This window comes from Burkholderia sp. MSMB1589WGS (genome assembly GCF_001636105.1).
GTDB lineage: Bacteria > Pseudomonadota > Gammaproteobacteria > Burkholderiales > Burkholderiaceae > Burkholderia > Burkholderia humptydooensis.
In genome coordinates this window covers 2,684,053-2,702,938 of record NZ_LNJT01000008.1, presented here as the reverse complement: position 1 = coordinate 2,702,938, position 18,886 = coordinate 2,684,053, and the positions used below count along the sequence as shown (strand labels likewise).

The following is an 18,886-nucleotide window of genomic DNA, read 5'->3' as shown; positions in this document are numbered from 1 at the left end:
CCGGCATCGGCGGATTCCGCGACGCCGACCGGTGAAACGTTCCGTGAACGGAAGAATTGAACGGCGAATCGATCCGGTGAAGCGATACGAGAAATCGCCCGGCGAGTCCGGGCGGTACGACAGCAACGACGACTCATGAAGCCTTCCCCTGCTGATGCTCCGTTCGCGACCGGCCGGCAGCGGCCTCGTCGCGAACCCCGTGAAGCGTGGTGATAGTGGTGGTTGCAATGGGCGACGCGATTCACGCGTGCCCGGCATCGCTGGCAATCAGGCGCGCATAGCGTCCGTCGCGCGCGACGAGTTCGGCGTGCGTACCCTGCTCGACGACGCGGCCTTCGTCGAGCACGACGATGCGGTCGGCCTGGCGGATCGTCGACGGCCGGTGCGCGATCATCAGCACCGTGCGATGCCGGCGCAGCCGCGCGAGCGCGTCGTGGAACGCGCACTCGCTTTCGGTGTCGAGGCTCGACGACGCTTCGTCGAGCACGAGCACGGGACTGTCGCGCAACAGTGCGCGCGCGATCGCGATCCGCTGCCGCTGGCCGCCCGACAGCCGCGCGCCGCGCTCGCCGCAGCGCGTGTCATAGCCGTTCGGCAACGCGGCGATGAAGTCGTGAGCCTGCGCGTCGCGCGCGGCCTGCTCGATGTCCGCGTCGCTCGCCTCCGGCCGCCCGAGGCGGATGTTGTTCGCGATGGAATCGTCGAACAGGTACACGTCCTGCGGCACCACCGACACGAGCTGCCGCAGCCGCGCGACCGGGATGTCGCGCACGTCGACGCCGCCGAGCGTCACGCGTCCCGACTGCACGTCCCGGAAGCGCAGCAGCAGGCTCACACACGTGCTCTTGCCCGCTCCCGACGCACCGACGAGCGCGACCGTCTCGGCCGGCTTCACGTCGAGATCGACACCGCGCAGCGCCGGCGCGCGCGCGCCGTCGTACGCGAAGGCGGCCTGTTCGAAGCGCACCGTCGCATCGGCCGGTTCCGCGCTGCCGTGGTCGACGATCTGCGTGGGCTGCCGCTGGATCGCGAGAATGCGCTCGGCGCCGGCCTTCAGCTCGCCGAGCTTGCGCGCGGCCTGCGCAACTTCGGCAAGCGGGATCAACGCGGCGCCGACCAGCACGACCGCGCACGGCAGCAACGCGCCGCCGAGCAGCCCGCTCTGGACGAGCACCGCGCCGGTCAGGAGCGCGGCGAGCAGCGCACATGCCTGCAGCAGTTCGATCGCGGCCTGCTCGAGCCCCGCGCGCACGCCGTAGCGGCGCTGCTCGTCCTCCATCTCGGCCACGCGCGACGCGACGCGGTCGAGCCATGCGCGCGCCTGGCCGAACAGCGCGATCTCCTTGCGCCCCTGGATCCCTTCGATCACGTCGGCGTCGAGCCGCGCAGCCGCTTCCGCGAGCTTGCGGCCCTGGCGGTGCGCGCGATCGCCGAGCCAGAACGGCACCGAGGCGAGCAGCGGCAGGAACGGCAGCAGCGCAAGCGTCAGCCACGGCTGCACGAACGCGAGCGCCACGAGCGCCAGCAGCGGGACGACGCCCGCTGCGATCGCGTCGGCGAGCGTGTGCGCGAAGAAATGCTCCATCGCCTGCGCGTCGCGCGTCGCCGTCGCCGCGAGTTCGCCCGTGCGGCGCCCGGCCACGGAACCGGGCGCCGCGCGTTCGAGCCCGTCGTAGATGCCGATCTGCATCGTCTCGATCAGCGCGAACGCGAATTCGTGCGACACGTGCGCCTGCCACCAGCGGCCGCCTGCGCCCGCGGCCACCGCCGCGGCGAGCACCCACAGGCCAGGCTGCCACTGTGCGGCGCCCGCGCCCGTGACCGCCATCCCCACCAGCCACGCGCAGGTCGCGAGCGTCGCGACCATCCCGCCCTGTGCGAGAACCGTCGCGACGATCGTCAGCGCCATCAGCCGTTCCTGCCCGCCCGCTAGCCGCATCAAGTCCGCCCATCCGCTGCGCGCGCGCGGCGCGTCGTCGCGCGGCGCCGCCGCGCGGTCGCGGATCGTTGTCGAGGTCGTGCTCATGCGGTTTTCTCCTGCGATGCGCCGGCCTGCGCATCCTGCGCGGCCAGCAGGCGCGCATACAGTCCGCCGCGCGCCGTCAATGTGTCGTGATTGCCTTCCTCGACGATCCGGCCGCCGTCGACGACGACGATCCGGTCCGCGTGCCGCACCGTCGCGAGGCGATGCGCGATCACGACGAGCGCGCGCTGCCCGGCGAACGCCTCGATCGACGCCTGGATCGCCTGCTCGCTCGCCGGATCGACGTTCGAGGTCGCCTCATCGAGCAGCAGCACCGGCGCGCCCTTCAGCCACGCGCGCGCGATCGCGAGCCGCTGCCGCTGGCCGCCCGACAGTTGCGCGCCGCGCTCGCCGACCGCGGTCGCATAGCCATGCGGCAAACTTTCAATGAAATCGTGGATGTGCGCGACGCGCGCCGCGTCGCGGATCGCTTGCGCGTCCGCGTCGGGACGCGCGAATCGCAGGTTGTCTTCGATGCTGCCGTGGAACAGCACGATGTCCTGAAACACCGCGCTGATCTGCGCGCGCATCGCCGCCAGCGGCAGGTCGCGCAGGTCGACGCCACCGATCCGCACGGCGCCGCGCTGCGGATCGGCCATCCGCATCAGCAGCGCGCCGAGTGTCGACTTGCCGGCGCCCGACGGCCCGACGACGCCGACGAATTCGCGCTCGCCGACCGCGAGCGACACGCGCTCGAGCGCGGGACGATCGCTGCCCGGCCATGCGAACGTCACGTCGTCGAACGCGACGTCCGAGCGCGCGCCCGGCGCGCGCGGCGACGCAGGCTCGCGCACCGGCGGTTCGGCGTCGAGCAGCGCAGCGACCGGCGCGGCCGCGCTCGCGGCGCCCCACGCGATATGGAACGTCTTGTCGAGCCGGTCGACCGGCCGGAACGCCTCGCGCGCCAGGAACAGCGTGATCAGCGCGGTCGTCGCAGGCAGCGCGCCCGACGCCGCGCGCGACGCGTTGAGCGCCGCGACCAGCGCGATGCAGCCGAGCCCGAACAGGCCCGTCACGCCGTTGCGCATCAGTGTGGCGTAAAGAATCCCCATCGCTTCGCGGCGCAATTCGGCCGCCGCGGCGACCAGCGCCGCGCGGCGCGTACCGGCCGCGTCGAACGCCTTCAGCGTGACGATGCCCTGCAGGCTGTCGAGCATCGTCGCGCCGAAACGCCCCATCGACGCCATCAGCCCCGAGGCCTTCGGCCGGCACAGCCGCAGCCACACACGGTCGACCACGGGTACCGCCAGCACGCAGACGGCGAGCACGCCGGCGGACAGCGGATCGAGCCACGCGACGGCGCCGATCACGCCGGTACAGCCGACGAGCGCGACGCAAACGGCCGGGATGTAGCGACCGTAATACGTCTCGAGCGCCTCGACGCCGCCGACGATGGTGTTCTGCAGTTCGGCGGTACGGCCCGCGCCGCCGTCCGCGCCGAGTGCCAGCGCCTGCGGCAGCAACCGCGCGCGCAGCCGCGCCTTGGTGCGGCTCGCGGTGCGCAGCGCCGCGACTTCACCGGCCCACATCAGCGCGATCCGCACGAGCGCGAACGCCGCGAAGCCAAGCGCCCAGCCGAACACGCCCGACGGCGGCGCGCCCGACAGCACGGCCGCGATCCCGAGCGCGAGACACAGCGCCTGGGCCGCGTGGCACGCGGTGACGGCCAGCCCGATCGCGACGTTCGCCGCGATATCGGCATAGACGACTCCCGCGAGCCGCCACAACTGAGGTTGCATCTGATTTCTCCTTCGTCTGGATACCTGATCGATGCGGCTCGCGCCGCGCCGCAATGGCATGGATGCGACGCGCCGGTCAGCCGGCCGCGCGGTCGCCCGTCACGCAGTGCACCGGTACGCCCTTCAGCGGCGTGGCCATGACGTCGACGAGCCCCTGCTCGGCGAGCAACGCCCTGACCGCGGCGACCGGATAGCAATCGCCCGCCTGCGTAAGCCCGAGCATCTGTGCGGCAAACAGGCGCGGCACGGGCTCGCTCGCGGGCGGCGCGTCGGAGATCATGAAATCGCAGACCGCGATCCGCCCACCGGGGGCGAGGAGGCTGCATGCGCGCGCGAGCAGCCGGCGGCATGCGTCCTCGTCGAAGTGATGGAGGATCTGGCTCATGATGACGAGGTCGTACTGCCCCGGAATCTCGACGTCGAACAGGTCGCCGCCGACGAACCGCGCGCGCGCCTCGACACCGAATTCGACACGCAGTCGACGCCGAGCGGCCGCCACGCGCGCGCCGCACGCGCTTGCCAGCCCGTCATGCCGGTCGCGGCCTGCAGCAGCGCATCGGACACGGGCGCGCCGGCCGCGAGCCTCGCGGCATTTCGTTCAACGTATGTCATAGGCATGGATATTGATCTAGCCCCGAGCGGAGGAAACGCACCGCTTCCCGCCTGTCCGGCAGCCACGCCATCGGTTGATGGTCGACATCCACAATGATATTTTACGTATTAATGAGAATCATTCTCATTTCATATGGATATCGGCGAATTTCATATGCAGGCCGGGTGAAGCCGTTCCATCCCAAAAACTTTGTAGCTAGTCTTGCGGCCACCGAGGCGCCTGAGACTCATACGAGACGCCCGGTCTGCCGTGGAGAACCTGAGAGGAGTTGTTCGGATGCACGCACTGACCATGCCCAGCGCGTCCGCAATGGACGTCACCCCAAACCAGACCTGGACCGTCGCACGCGGGGACGCCGAATGCGGCAGCTACGCGGTCGAACGCCTGAATTGCGAGCCCGGCTTCTCGGTCGTGCGCTCGAGCGTGCTGTCGGAGCGCGAGCTGACCGAGGCCTGCAGCCACGACGGCGCCGAACGCCAGCTCGTCGTCGCGATCGGGCTCGAAGGCGACTCCGAGTTCTGCGACCGGCGCGGCGAACGCCTGCCGTTCTCGTCCGGTCACACGACGGCGTCGGTGTTCCGCAGCGGCGGCGGCGAACGCCGCTTCGCGGCGAACCAGTTCGTGCGGCAACTGCGGCTCGTCGTATCGGAAAGCACGCTGTCGAGCTTCGTCGGCGAGGACCGTTGCCGCGAGCTGCTCGGCCCGATGCTCGGCCATTTCGAAGGATTCCGGCAAGTTGCATTCATGGCGAACGGCACGAGCCCGCATCTGCGCTTCTTCCGCGACCCCGACCTGCTGCAGCGGGACGGCCTGAGCCTGCGCATCCACGCGCTGAGCCTGCTCGCCGACCAGTTGCACACGATCGCACCGGCACCCGTGCGAACCGGTCGCCTCGGCGCGCGCGACCTCGACAAGCTCGCGCACGTCGAGGCATTCATGCGTGCGCACCTCGACAAGCCGCTCAACAACGCGTACCTGTCGGCCTCGCTCGGCATCAGCGAATACAAGCTGAAGGAGTGCTTCCGCCAGGCCTACGGCACGAGCCCCGCGCAGCACCTGCTCGAACTGCGGATGCACCGCGCGCAGGAACTGCTCGAAGCCGGCCACCAGGTGGCCGAGACAGCCTATCGCGTCGGCTACCAGCATCCGAGCAATCTCAGCGCCGCGTTCACGCGTTTCTTCGGATGCACGCCGAAATCCGTCCTCGGCAACCGATCCTGCCGAGCCCTCCCCCGATCCGCCGAATGTGCCAGCCACGACTGACCTGCATGCCGCACCCGCCCGCGCCGCCGGCCGGCGCGAGATCTTCCTGAACCTCAACGAATCGCCGTTCGGCCCGTTCGACGAAGCCGAAGCCGCCGCCGCGCGCGCTCGCCGAGGCGGGCCGCTACCAGTTCCCGCTCGTCGAACGGCTGCGCGAAGCGATCGCCGCCGCGCACGACGTGCCCACCGGCTGGGTGTCGCTGTACCGGGCTCGAATCGCGCGCTGCATTACGCGACGCTCGCGAACCGGCCCGTGCGCCGCGCACCGCTTCGCGCGGACGGCGCGCACGACGTTGCCGCGATGTGCGAGGCGGCGCCGCGCGGACTGATCTACGTCGCCAACCCGAACAACCCGACCGGCACCGTGACCCCGCACGACGCGCTGCGACGCCTGCTGAGCGACCGCCGGCCCGGCACGACCGTGCTCGTCGACGAGGCGTACATCGAATACAGCGACGAACCGTCGATGCTCGACGCGGTACGTACGGACCTGGGGCTGATCGTCGCGCGCACGTTCTCGAAGATCTACGGGATGGCCGGCCTGCGGCTCGGCTATGCGGTTGCGCAACCCGATGCCATCGGGTGCATCCACACCATGCCGCCGCACGACGTGTCGGTGCCGGCCGCCGCCGCGGCCCTCGCGAGCCTTGCGCTGCGCGACCGGCTCGGCGAGCGCAAGGCATACACGGCGGCCGGCCGCGACGACCTGATCCGCTGGTTCGCCGCGCGCGGCGTGCATGTCGAACGCAGTTGACCCGACATGCCGAACTGGATGCGCATCACGATCGGCACGCGCGACGAGATGGACGCGCTGAAAGAGGCGCTCGTGCGCGTGCTCGGAGAGCCTGCCGGGCACGACGCCACATGAGCACGCCCCGCTCCCCGTCATTCCGTTCAACCGCCTACCGACGATCCGCCATGAAACTACCGCCTCTCGTTACGACGCTCGCGCCGCTGTCCGGCGACGAACTGACCCGCTGCAGCCGGCATGTCCTGCTGCCGGAACTCGGCCTGACCGGCCAGCAGCGCCTGAAGGCCGCCCGCGTGCCCGTGGTCGGCGCGAGCGGCCTCGGCTCGCCCGCGCTGCTCTATCTCGCCGCCGCGGGGGGCGGCACGCTCGGCGTGATCGATTTCGACCGCGTCGACGTATCGAACCTGCAGCGGCGGGTGATCCACCGGATGTCGACGGTCGGCATGCCGAAGACGGCCAGCGCGCGCAACCCGATCGTCGCGCTCGATCCGCACGTCGACGTGCGGCTGCATGACGAGCGGCTCGACAACGACAACGCGATCGCGCTGTTCTCGCAGTACGACCTGATCGTCGACGGCACCGACAACTTCGCGACGCGCTACCTCGTCAACGACGCCTGCGTGCTGGCCGGCAAAACCTACGTGAGGGTCGGCCGGGATGAGCGTTTATGCTCTGCAGCGCATAATAACGAATCTTGGTCATACCCCGACTCCGCCGACACGCGCCCGCACCACCCCGCATCCGCCCAATCTCTGCCAGCACTTGCTCGCCCTCGCCCCGCACCTAGGGTCTGGTAAGAAGCGGAACGCACATGCGTTCCGTATATAAACAGACCCTAGGGAATACCCGCCTGCGCCCCCCGTCTCCCGCGCCGATAAACAGGCATTCGTCCCCATGCGTCAGCCGCCCCACGACACCCACCATGCGCTCTCTTTCACTGAACCAAAAGCTCACGTCGATGATCGTCATCCTCTGGATCGGCCTGCTGCTGATCGGGGCGACCGGGGCGTGGCAGAACCGCTCGTCGATGATTGCGGACCGGCGCGAGCAGCTCGGGTATCTGACCGCGCAGGCATACAGCGTCAGCGATCATTTCTACAAGCTGTCGCAGCAGAACGCGATGCCCGAGGCGGACGCGAAGCGCGCCGCGCTCGAAGCGATCGCCGCGATGCGCTACGGCAAGGACGGCTATCTGTCGATCAACGATTCGAAGCCCGTCGTCGTCATGCATCCGATCAAGCCGGAACTGAACGGCAAGGACGTATCCGGCTTCACCGATCCGGGCGGCAAGCACCTGTTCGTCGAAATCGTCAAGGCGGGCAACGCGCAAGGCGGCCTCGGCTTCGTCGACTACATGTGGCCGAAGCCTGGCGCCGACAAGCCGATCGACAAGACGAGCGCCGTTCGCCATTTCGCGCCGTGGGACTGGTACATCGTGACCGGCATGTACATGGACGACCTGCAGGCCGCCATGCTCGCGAACACCGCCCGCTGGCTCGCGATGACGGTCGTGCTCGGCGTCGCCGCGACGATCCTGATGGTGCTCGTGCTGCGCAGCGTGCGCAGCAGCCTCGGCGGCGCCCTCGAGGCGGCCGTCGCGACCGCGCAGCGGATCTCGCAGGGCGACCTGACCGCGCACGTCGACATTCGCCACGGCGACCGCAAGAGCCTCCTGCACGCGCTGCACACGATGCAGACGGCGCTCATCGACATGGTGTCGCGCGTGCGGCTCGGCACCGAGAACATCAACGTGGGCGCATCGGAGATCGCGGCCGGCAACACCGATCTGTCGCAGCGCACCGAGCAGCAGGCGGCCGCGCTCGTCGAGACCGCGTCGAGCATGGACGAGATGACGACGAACGTGAAGCAGAATGCCGACAGCGCGTCGCAGGCGGCCGAGCTCGCCGACCAGGCGGCGCAGGTCGCGACGCGCGGCAGCGCGGTCGTCGACGACGTCGTGCGGACGATGGACGACATCACCGACGCGTCGCGCAAGATCGGCGACATCATCGGCGTGATCGACGGCATCGCGTTCCAGACCAACATCCTTGCGCTCAATGCGGCCGTCGAGGCGGCGCGCGCGGGCGAACAGGGACGCGGCTTCGCGGTCGTCGCGGGCGAGGTGCGCACGCTCGCGCAGCGCTCGGCGACGGCCGCGAAGGAAATCAAGTCGCTGATCGAGACGTCGAACACGACGGTCGAGCACGGCGCGACGCTCGTCACGCGCGCGGGCACGACGATGACGGAAATCGTGCAATCGGTGAGGCGCGTGAACGAAATCCTCGAGGAAATCAGCCACGCGTCGCGCGAACAGAGCGCGGGCATCGAGCAGGTCAATCGCGCGGTCGGCGAGATGGACCAGGTCACGCAGCAGAACGCCGCGCTCGTCGAGCAGGCGGCCGCCGCCGCGCACTCGCTGAAGGATCAGGCGGACGCGCTGCGCTCCGCGGTCGCGCAGTTCGCGCTGCCCGCCTGATCGGCGCTGGCGGGCGAAACGGGGCGGCTCGGCCGCTCCGTTTCTTCTTTCGTCGGACTGCATCTTTTTTTTGCCGCGCCGGCATCCCTTTCTCGCTGTGCAGCCGCGCCCTCGCCATTCGCACGCTCGCAAACGTGCGCTGACCGCCCCACATTCCCGCCGCGGCACGCAGCATTGCGGTGGACCGGATTGCGTTGAGCGACGTCGCGCGGATGATCGTCACGAGCCGACGTTTTTCCGCCTGCACTGCCGACGCGCCGCGCCCGGCCACTATTCGCGGTTCGCCCGTTTCCGTTCGCCGAACGCCGGCTCTTTCGTCACATGCGGGCGATCTCGCGCCCGCTGATCGACGTGTCCGCGCGCCGCGCTCCCCCTGTTTTCACCCCGCGCCGGTCCCGGCGCTACGCGCGGTTCTTGGAGGTTTGTCAGATTTTGCAACGATTTGGCCGCCAAACCAGACGAAATCATTACTCATTCATTACAATTCCGTCTTCGGGACGCGATCCGCCGTCCTGCCCAGCGATAGCCAGCCCATGCGCCTGAACAAAAAACCGAAGTCGTCCGATCCTTACGTCGCCGTCGCGAAAAGTCCGATGCTGCCGACGAGCCTGCCGATGTGGCGCTCGAAACTCGTCGTGATCCTCGTGTTCCTCGCGTTCGGCACGCTGATCGCCCGCGCGTTCTGGGTGCAGGTCGCGAACCAGGATTTCTACGTCGGTCAGGGCCAGAAGCGCTATCAGCGCACGATCGAGCTCGGCGCGATGCGCGGCAGCATCGTCGATCGCAACGGCGCGCTGCTCGCCGTGAGCCTCACGACCTATGAAATCTGGGCGAATCCGAAACAGGTCGACGAGGTTGCATACGCGCCGCTCGCGAAACTGCTCGACATGCCGCTCGCCGAAGTGCGGCGGCGCCTGACGGGCGATCGCTCGTTCGTGCTGCTCAAGCGCCAGGTCGATCCCGAAACGGCCGCCCGCATCGAAAAGCTCGACATCGACGGCGTCACGCAAGTCGCCGATTCGAAGCGCTTCTATCCGGAAGGCGAATCGGCCGCGCACGTCGTCGGCTTCACGAACGTCGAGGATCACGGGCAGGAAGGCGTCGAGCTTGCCGCGAACGGGCGGCTGTCCGGCACCGCGGGCCAGCGCCAGGTGATCCGCGACCGGCTCGGCCGGATCGTCTCCGATACCGGCCCGCTCGTGCCCGCGCAGCACGGCGCGACGATCGAGCTGACGATCGACCGGCGGATTCAGCAACTCGCGTACGCGCAGCTCAAATCGACGATCATCGCGAACAATGCGCAGGCGGGCAGCGTCGTCGTGCTCGACGCGCAGAACGGCGAAATCCTCGCGCTCGCGAACTATCCGACGTTCGACCCGAACGATCGCGCGCGCCTGACGGGCCAGCAGTTGCGCAACCGCGCGGTGATCGACACGTTCGAGCCGGGCTCGACGATCAAGCCGGTCGTCGTCGCGCTGTCGATCGACACGGGCAAGGTGCGGCCGCAGACGATCGTCGATACCTCGCCGGGCTCATACAGGATCGGCCCGAACGTGATTCACGACACGTCGAACCACGGCGCGATCACGGTGGCGCAGGCGCTGCAGATGTCGAGCAACATCGCGCTCGCGAAGCTCGCGCTCAACCTGCCCGCCGAGACGATCTGGAACAAGTACCAGGAATACGGCATCGGCCGCGCGCCGGAGCTGACGTTCCCCGGCGTCGCGTCCGGGCGGCTGCGTCCGTACAAACGCTGGCGGCCTATCGAGCAGGCGACGATGGCTTACGGCTACGGGCTGTCGGCGTCGCTGCTGCAGATTGCGCAGGTCTACACCGCGTATGCGGGCGACGGCACGATCCATCCGGTGTCGCTGCTGAAGGCGAACGCCGATCCGCAATCGGCCGATACGCACCGCGGCCATCGCGTGACGACGCCCGCCACCGCGGCGGCGATCCGCTCGATGCTCGAGATGGCGGTCGGCCAGGGCGGCACCGGGCGCGCGGCGCGTGTCGACGGCTACCGCGTCGGCGGCAAGACGGGGACCGCGCGCAAGCAGGTGGGCGCGTCGTACGCGAAGGGCAAGTACCGGGCGCTCTTTGCCGGGATGGCGCCGATGAGTCATCCGCGCCTCATCATCGCCGTGATGATCGACGAGCCGGCCGCGCGGAGCTATTACGGCGGCACGGTCGCGGGGCCGGTGTTCTCGTCGGTGATGAGCGGCTCGCTGCAACTGCTCGGCGTGCCGCCCGACGCGCCCGTCGTCGCCGACAAGCCGGCGACGAGTGCAGGCGGCGCGAAGCCGCCGGCGAAAGCGAGGACGTGACGGAGCCGGGCGGCGGCCGACGCGATTCTTTCCTTTCGCTCGATACGCCGCCGCCTTCGATCTTTGCTGCTTCGGCGGCTTCGCCTCTTCGGCGTTTCAGTTTTTCGGTTTTTCGATCCCACGCCCCACCTTCGCCCCGCCGCCCCGATCCCATTCTCTAGGATCGCCTCGCATTATTTGGAAGCCCGCCGACCCGCCTCCTACAATCTGCCGCACGACATGCATGCCGTTGCGCGGCTCGCAAGGCCGCATCCATAAAACGGAGCACGAAGGAGACGCTCATGGGATTGCGTTGGCCCCAAGCCGCCCTCGTTTGCGCGAGCCTCGCCGCCGGTTTGTCGGCGGCGGCGCCCGCGCGTGCGCAAGGCGCGGCCCCGGTGAAGATCGGCTTCGTCGTCAAGCAGCCCGACGACCCGTGGTTTCAGGACGAATGGCGCTTCGCCGAGCAGGCGGCGAAAGACAGGCATTTCACGCTCGTGAAGATCGCCGCGCCGAGCGGCGAGAAAGTATCGACCGCGCTCGACAGCCTCGCCGCGCAAAAAGCGCAGGGCGTGATCATCTGCGCGCCCGACGTGAAGCTCGGCCCCGGCATCGCCGCGAAGGCGAAGCGCGCCGGGATGAAGCTGATGTCGGTCGACGACCAGCTCGTCGACGGGCGCGGCGCGCCGCTTGCCGACGTGCCGCACATGGGCATCTCCGCATACAGGATCGGCGGGCAGGTCGGCGAAGCGATCGCCGCCGAGGCGAAGCGGCGCGGCTGGAACCCGGCCGAGGTCGGCGTGCTGCGGCTCGCGTACGACCAGTTGCCGACCGCGCGCGAGCGCACGACGGGCGCGGTCGACGCGCTGAAGGCCGCCGGCTTTCCGGCCGCGAACGTCGTCGACGCGCCGGAGATGACGGCCGACACCGAAGGCGCGTTCAACGCCGCCAACATCGCGTTCACCAAGCATCGGAACTTCAGGCACTGGGTGGCGTTCGGATCGAATGACGACACGACGGTCGGCGCGGTGCGCGCGGGCGAAGGTCGCGGCATCGGCGCGGACGACATGATCGCGGTCGGCATCAACGGCAGCCAGGTCGCGCTGAACGAATTCGCGAAACCGAAGCCGACGGGCTTTTTCGGCTCGATCCTGCTGAATCCGCGGCTGCACGGCTACGACACGTCGGTCAACATGTACGACTGGATCACGCAGAACCGGACGCCGCCGCCGCTCGTGCTGACGTCCGGCACGCTGATCACGCGCGCGAACGAGAAGACGGCGCGCGCGCAGCTCGGGCTGTGAGCGGAGCCGCGCGGCAAGCGGCGCCGACGTTGCGTTTCGAACCGGAGGAATGCGCATGACGACACCACGCACCACGCTGATCACGGGCGCCGCGGGCGGCATCGGCCAGGCGCTCGTGCGCCGCTTTCTCGCCGCGGGCGACCGCGTGCTCGCGCTCGACCGCGACCGCGCCGCGCTCGCCGCATTCGTCGACGCGTTGGGCGATGCAGCGGGCAATTCGGCCGTCGCACTGATCGTCGACGATCTGAGCGACGCCGAACGCCTCGCGGCCGCGCTCGCGAACGAGCCCGTCGACGTGCTCGTCGCGAACGCGGGCACCGCCGCGTCGGCGACGCTGCGCACGACGACGAGCGCATCGTGGCGCGCGGATCTCGACGCGAATCTCACCGCGACCTACGTGAGCGTCGAGGCCGTGCTCGCCGGCATGCGCGCGCGGCGGCGCGGCGCGATCACGATCGTCGGCTCGGTCAACGGCGTCGCCGCGCTCGGCCACCCCGCCTATAGCGCGGCGAAGGCCGGATTGATCAGCTACGCGAAATCGCTCGCGATCGAATACGGGCGCGACGGCGTGCGTGCGAACGTCGTGTGCCCCGGCACCGTGAAAACGCCCGCGTGGGAAGCGCGGGTGCGGCAGAACCCGCAGGTGTTCGAGCAATTGAAGAAGTGGTATCCGCTCGACGATTTCGCGACGCCCGAGGACGTCGCGAACGCGGCGCTCTTCCTGTCGTCGGACGCGGCGCGCGCGATCACCGGCGCGATGCTGCCCGTCGACGGCGGGCTGCTCGCGGGCAATCGCGTGATGGCGCAGGAGCTGACGCTCGAGTCGTTCTATTGACGTTGTGCCGGGCGTCGCTACGCCGGGAGTCGCTACGCCGGGCGACGCTACGCCGGGCGACGGCCCCTCATCGCGCGCCGGCGCGCGTTCCGCCGCGTTCGATCAATGCGCGGCCGCCCGCCGCGCGTGGCCCTCAGCCGCGCCCATCCGCGCGAGCACGTGCTCGGTCATCCCGCGCGCGAGCTCGGTCTCGCTCACGAACACCTCGCCCATCCCTTCGCTCGCGAGCAGCGCCGCCTCTTCGTCGCCGTTCGTGCAGAGCGCAACCTCGATCGCGGGGTTCAGCGTGCGCGCGATGTCGACGATCTGCCGCACGTCGAACACCTCCGGCAGCGTGACGACGAGCATCCCCGCGCGCGCGATGTGCGCCTGCACGAGCACGATCGGCTCGATCGCGTCGCCGGACACCGCCGCCACGCCGTCCGCGCGCAGTTTCTCGACCGTCTCGCGGTTCTGCTCGACGACGACATACGCGATCCCGCTCGCATCGAGCGCGTGCGCGATCCGCGTGCCGACGCGCCCGTAGCCGACGATCACCACCTGCCCCGTCAGATGTGTCTGCGGCGTCGACATCGGCAGCGCGGCGAGCGGATCGTCGCGCGACTCGAGCCGGCGCGCGAACGCCGAGTGCTTGCGGACCCACGCGAGCGCCGGATCGATCGCCGCGAACAGCAGCGTGTTGAGCGCGATCGACAGCAGCGCGACCGCGAGAATCAGGCTCTGCCCTTCGGCCGACAGCAGCCCGAGCCCGCGCCCGAGGCTCGCGAGGATGAACGAGAACTCGCCGATCTGCGCGAGGCCCGCGCCGACCGTGAGCGCGGTGTTCAGCGGATAGCGGAACGCGAGCACGAGCGCGACCGCCGCGATCGTCTTGCCGAGCACGACGATCGCGGCCACTTCGAGCACGTGCAGCGGCTGGTCGATCAGCACGCGCGGATCGAACAGCATGCCGACCGAGATGAAGAAGAGGACCGAGAACGCGTCGCGCAGCGGCAGCGTCTCGTCGGCCGCGCGGCGGCTGAATTCCGATTCGCGCATCATCATCCCGGCGAAGAACGCGCCGAGCGCGAACGACACGTCGAACAGCTTCGCCGCGCCGAACGCGACGCCGACCGCCGCCGCGATCATGCACAGCGTGAACAGCTCGCGCGAGCCGGTGCGCGCGACGAGCCACAGGATGCGCGGAAACACGCGCTTGCCGACGACGAGCATCAGCGCGACGAACGCCGCGACCTTCAGCAGCGTGACGCCGAGCGCGCCCCACAGGCTGGCGCCTGCGTCGCCCGCGTGCGCGGCCGGTTCGCCGGGCGCGTTCGCGCCGCCGCCGAGGAGCCCCGCGAGCGGCGGCAGCAGCACGAGCACGAGCACCATCACGAGATCCTCGACGACGAGCCAGCCGACCGCGATCCGCCCGTTGACCGATTCGATGAGCCCGCGCCCTTCGAGCGCGCGCAGCAGCACCACCGTGCTCGCGACCGACAGCGCGAGGCCGAACACGAGCGCGCCGCCGATATTCCAGCCCCATAAGAGCGCGAGCCCTCCGCCGAGCGCGGTCGCGACCGCGATCTGGACGATCGCGCCGGGCAGCGCGATCTTGCGCACCGCGAGCAGATCGCCGAGCGAGAAATGCAGGCCGACGCCGAACATCAACAGCATCACGCCGATTTCGGCGAGCTGCTGCGCGAGCGCGAGATCGCCGACGAAGCCGGGCGTGCCGGGGCCGATCACGATGCCGGCGAGCAGATAGCCGACGAGCGGCGGCATCTTCAGCAGCGACGCGAAGTAACCGAGGATCATCGCGAGACCGAAACCGGCCGCGAGCAGTGCAATCAGGCTGACGTCATGAGGCATCCGTGCTCCATTGAATGTAACTATTTCGTAAGAATCGAAGAATAAGGGATTGCGGCGACAAATGTGCGAACCGGCCAAGCGATTATCATCGTTACATCATTCAATGTAATAGTTTGTTGCGATCCCGCTTTCTCCAGCCACACGCGATACGGAACGGCCTCGCGCCGTCCGATGAACTCAAACTACAGGGAGGTACACATGGCAGTCGGCAACCATCACCCGAACGCCTGACCCGGCGAGCGGCGTGACGGTCACGAGCATCGGCTTGTCGAGTGTCGTCAGGCGAGCGGGCACGGCCCCGCCGTCGACCGTGACGAGCGCCTTGAGAACGAGCCGAAGCCTGTGCCGGCCCCAGTGATTCGGCGTGATCCGCCAGGACCACACGACGGGCGCCGCCATCCCGACCGCCTGCTCCTGATCGCCGGCCGGATCGATCGAGAAATCGTCCGGGTCCGCGCTGAGCCGTGCGATCATCCGATCGCTGATCTTGATGCGTGCGTGCTGAAAGTTGCCCGCCGACGGATTGTTCTCCGCGATCTGCTGTTGCAACGCGGCGACGCTCTCCTTCGGACTCAACACTGCGTCGATCTTCGCCGCCGCCTCGTCCGTCCCCGACGCGAATGCCGAGACCCTCGTGCGCGGCGCGTCCAGTTGCTTGCGGTCATCGCAATCAGCACTCGCTGCTTCGCATGAATGTCCGATTCAATTCAGCCAGCCGGCCGACTCGCATCGCAGTACGTAGCGAATTGCTTTCGTCCGAGCACGATCGGCCTGATTGCCTATACATGGACGAGCATAAATCCGCGAAATGATCGAATACAAATCGATCCACCTTTCTCGGCGAAACCGATAGATACGAACCTTACCTTCCGCCCCCGGTAAGCCTACCCGCCGAATGTCGCCGTGCGGTCTTCGCAGCCGGCATGTGTGGTCGAAAATCCGGTCGAACGACGCAACGGCGACACACTCGGGGTCGGGCACATAATGTTTCCGATGCAAAAGGATTAATTCCGTCGCAATGAAACGCTCGACTTGTGCAAAAAGCTGTGTATTGCACATTCAGTCCGCCCTTTCGCCGCAACGCCTATTCCTCTCGCGACGCAAGGAAGGTCGAAACAATTTGACGGATTAAGACAAAAAGAGACGAATATCGCCTTGACCATATAGGTAGTTTCCCTCATAATTTGTAACAATTTATTGAATTTGCAACTCGCCTGACCTGCCATTGCGTCATCCCTCCCGTTGTCGATAGTGCATAGGTACAGCAGCTTGCGTATTGGCTTCACCTTCGAAATACGAGTTTCACCAGACCTGTGCAAAGCACGACATCGCAGCCCCCCGGATCATCGACCACGACGCCTGTCCATGCGCCGCCGCTTCGGTCAAACCGATTGCCGGCGATTCGGCCCCGCGCTCGCCGCCTTCCACCGTGGCGCGACGACATCCACAGTCCATCCGTATCCGGTGCGCGCGGACCTCTTCTCGATCGCCGTTGATTTGAACACTTAGCACGCGCGGGCGACGCCCGACACCAAAACTCGCAATCACCTTCGGGAGAATATGAAAACGCCTCGCCAGCCTCTCTTTTGGGCTATCGTCGGGATTCCTAATCTCATCTGCCTTGCCTACTTCCTTCTCCTCGCATCGCCGGTCTACGTTTCGACTGCGTCGCTGATCGTCTACAAGCCCCAGCAGTCGTCGCAGAGCCTCGCGACGATGCTGTCCGGCACGGGCGGCGGCAATTCGATCGAAGGCGCCTACATCGTCAAGGACTACATCGGATCGTGGGACGAGTACCGGAACGTCGCGAAGTCCGTCGATCTGCCGAAACACTACGGCCAAGGCGATTTCGTGAGCCGTTACGGCGGCCTCGCGACGCTTTTCCGCAAGAACGACGTCGCGCTGTGGCACTACTACCAGAATCGGGTGAATGCGGCGATCGACCAGAACAGCGGGATCGTGTCGCTGTCGGTGCAAGGCTATTCGCCCACGGCGGCCGCAGCCGTCGCCGAGCGGGTGCTGCAGGATTCCGTCCGCCACATCGACAACATGAATCGCCAGCAAGAAAGCGATTACATGAAAAACGCCGTCGATCGCCGCGCCGCCATCGAGGCGAAGCTGAAGAGCGACGAAGCGGCGCTGTCGGCGTATCGCGTGTCGACCGGCATCCACGATCCGTCGGAGCTGTACACATCCAATCTCGCGCTGCTGAACTCGCTGAACGAGCAGAAGACCCGCCTCGCCTCGCAGTACGACGCAATCGTGAAAGCAACGCCGAACAATCCGGTCGCGCAAAACCTGCGCGCGGCGATGACGGCCATTCAGGCCAAGATCGCGAGCACCGAAGCGGAAGGCAAGACGCTGTCGCGGCGCGCCGCGCGCTATGAAGAGCTGACCGTCGCGCGCAACAACGACGTCGCGCTCTTGCGGGAAATCGAAACGGCCGTGCAGCAGGCGCAACTGAACGCGATGAAGAACAAGTACTACTTGAACATCATCAGCGCACCGTCCAGCCCGCGCGCGCCCGAACTGCCCCGGCGCCTCGAATGGATCGCCGGCGTCTTCCTTGCGACTCTCGTTCTTTGGGGACTACTCCGATGACCCACTTCTCCCGAGCCGCTCGCGCCGGGCTCGCCGGCGCGACGCTGGCGCTGTCCGCATGCGGCCTGCTGCCGTCCGCCGGCCCGTCCGTCTCGACCGTCAGGTCGAACACCGACGTCGACATCGTCAACGTCACGCCGGCGCTCGCGCGGGAACGCGCTGAGAAGGAAGCGGCGAGCCGCCGGGCCGCGATCGAGCGAGCCGTTTCCGATCTGTCGCAAGCGACGCATCACGGCGCGTTCACGTTCGCCCCAGGCGACGTCCTGCACGTGACCCTGTGGACGATCTCCCCGTGGCCGGGCGCCGATTCGCAGCAAGGCGCGTCGAACGTCCCGTCGCCCATCGATCTCGGCAACTATACGGTGTCCGAAAAAGGCACGATCGATCTGCCCTATGTCGGCCCGACGCCTGTCGGCGCACTCGGCCCCGACGACGCGCAGAGGGCTGTCGCGCGCCGCTACGCGTCGCTCGGCATCCTGCAAAGCCCGTCGGCGAAGATCACCATTGCATCGACGTCGCAGAGCAGCGTCATCGTGACGGGCGCGATCGGCGCACCGAAGCTCATTGCGTGGACGCCCGCGGGCCTGTCGCTGACATCCGCCCTCACGCAGGCGCTCGGCAACGGCGCGGATCTCGTCGGCACCACCAGCGGGCGCGACAGCGACAACGTCGCGACGCAAGTGACCGTCCTGCGCAAAGGCGCATCGGTCACGCTGCCGCTCGAAGAAGCGCTCGCGCGGCAAGCGGCGCTCGAACCGGGCGATCGCGTGCTGGTCAAGCGTGCGCCGCTCGTGCGCGTGACCGTCGTCGGCGGCGGCGTGCGCAAGAACGGGCAATTCGGCTTCGCCCATCCGCCGACGCTGGCCGAAGTGCTCGCGTCGGCGTCCGGGCTCGACGCGAACCTCGCCGACGACCACGCGGTATTCGTTCTCGAACAAACGCCGCAAGGCGAACGCCCGGTGCTCTACGACTTCGCATGGAACAACCTGCAGGGCCTCATCGCTTCGCACAGCTTCCCGATCAAGGACGGCGACATGATCTACGTCGCCGAAGCGCCGATCGTCCCGGTCGAGCGGGCCATCGGCATCCTGTTCCAGCTCGCGCTGCCCGTGCAGGCCGTGAAGTGA

The 18,886-nt window shown here is 68.1% G+C and carries 13 protein-coding genes and 1 pseudogene; 9 read left to right on the top strand and 5 right to left on the bottom strand.

Going from position 1 to position 18,886, the window contains the following annotated elements; translation table 11 throughout:
- Positions 1 to 241: 241 nt before the first annotated feature.
- The 3 genes from WT16_RS29010 to WT16_RS29000 all read right to left on the bottom strand — a co-directional run bounded on the left by WT16_RS29010 (position 242) and on the right by WT16_RS29000 (position 4,261).
- Positions 242 to 2,026 carry an ABC transporter ATP-binding protein gene (locus tag WT16_RS29010; RefSeq protein ID WP_063534817.1) on the bottom strand — a complete coding sequence of 595 codons (1,785 nt, stop codon included), beginning with the start codon at positions 2,024 to 2,026 and terminating at the stop codon, positions 242 to 244.
- On the bottom strand, positions 2,023 to 3,762 hold the full coding sequence (locus WT16_RS29005; protein WP_063534816.1) for an ABC transporter ATP-binding protein: 1,740 nt from the start codon (positions 3,760 to 3,762) through the stop codon (positions 2,023 to 2,025). The genes WT16_RS29010 and WT16_RS29005 overlap by 4 nt, the downstream gene beginning before the upstream one ends.
- A 76-nt stretch (positions 3,763 to 3,838) precedes the next feature.
- Positions 3,839 to 4,261, bottom strand: a complete 423-nt coding sequence (locus WT16_RS29000) for a methyltransferase (protein ID WP_063534815.1) — start codon at positions 4,259 to 4,261, stop codon at positions 3,839 to 3,841.
- Positions 4,262 to 4,684: 423 nt separating this feature from the next.
- On the opposite strand from WT16_RS29000, the gene WT16_RS28995 reads away from it, so the two are divergent.
- From WT16_RS28995 to WT16_RS28965, 7 genes and pseudogenes are all read left to right on the top strand, one after another.
- Entirely contained in the window at positions 4,685 to 5,638 is a 954-nt protein-coding gene (locus tag WT16_RS28995) for an AraC family transcriptional regulator (RefSeq protein WP_063534814.1), read from the top strand.
- On the top strand, positions 5,622 to 6,392 hold the full coding sequence (locus WT16_RS33315) for an aminotransferase class I/II-fold pyridoxal phosphate-dependent enzyme (RefSeq protein WP_197486523.1): 771 nt from the start codon (positions 5,622 to 5,624) through the stop codon (positions 6,390 to 6,392). The genes WT16_RS28995 and WT16_RS33315 overlap by 17 nt, the downstream gene beginning before the upstream one ends.
- Positions 6,393 to 6,556: 164 nt before the next feature.
- A pseudogene (locus WT16_RS28985) lies at positions 6,557 to 7,033 on the top strand (ThiF family adenylyltransferase); the annotation flags it as partial.
- 278 nt (positions 7,034 to 7,311) lie between these two features.
- Positions 7,312 to 8,865: a methyl-accepting chemotaxis protein gene (locus WT16_RS28980; RefSeq protein ID WP_063534811.1), complete on the top strand. Its 1,554-nt coding sequence runs from the start codon at positions 7,312 to 7,314 to the stop codon at positions 8,863 to 8,865.
- A gap of 533 nt (positions 8,866 to 9,398) precedes the next feature.
- Positions 9,399 to 11,189, top strand: a complete 1,791-nt coding sequence (locus tag WT16_RS28975; RefSeq protein WP_006027126.1) for a penicillin-binding protein 2 — start codon at positions 9,399 to 9,401, stop codon at positions 11,187 to 11,189.
- A 281-nt stretch (positions 11,190 to 11,470) separates the two neighbouring features.
- Complete coding sequence (locus tag WT16_RS28970; RefSeq protein WP_063534810.1) at positions 11,471 to 12,472, top strand: arabinose ABC transporter substrate-binding protein; 1,002 nt, start codon at positions 11,471 to 11,473, stop codon at positions 12,470 to 12,472.
- A gap of 49 nt (positions 12,473 to 12,521) precedes the next feature.
- Positions 12,522 to 13,307 (top strand): SDR family oxidoreductase, encoded by a 786-nt coding sequence (locus WT16_RS28965; protein ID WP_006027124.1) that lies wholly within the window; start codon positions 12,522 to 12,524, stop codon positions 13,305 to 13,307.
- Positions 13,308 to 13,409: 102 nt separating this feature from the next.
- On the opposite strand, the gene WT16_RS28960 is transcribed toward WT16_RS28965, so the two are convergent.
- Positions 13,410 to 15,158: a cation:proton antiporter gene (locus WT16_RS28960; RefSeq protein ID WP_063534809.1), complete on the bottom strand. Its 1,749-nt coding sequence runs from the start codon at positions 15,156 to 15,158 to the stop codon at positions 13,410 to 13,412.
- Positions 15,159 to 15,335: 177 nt separating this feature from the next.
- Positions 15,336 to 15,737, bottom strand: a complete 402-nt coding sequence (locus WT16_RS28955) for a hypothetical protein (RefSeq protein ID WP_231892126.1) — start codon at positions 15,735 to 15,737, stop codon at positions 15,336 to 15,338.
- 981 nt (positions 15,738 to 16,718) lie between these two features.
- Here WT16_RS28955 and WT16_RS28950 point away from each other — a divergent pair.
- Both WT16_RS28950 and WT16_RS28945 read left to right on the top strand, forming a co-directional pair.
- Complete coding sequence (locus tag WT16_RS28950; protein ID WP_015603967.1) at positions 16,719 to 17,759, top strand: chain length determinant family protein; 1,041 nt, start codon at positions 16,719 to 16,721, stop codon at positions 17,757 to 17,759.
- Entirely contained in the window at positions 17,756 to 18,886 is a 1,131-nt protein-coding gene (locus WT16_RS28945) for a polysaccharide biosynthesis/export family protein (protein WP_059933747.1), read from the top strand. Before WT16_RS28950 ends, WT16_RS28945 begins: the two co-directional genes overlap by 4 nt.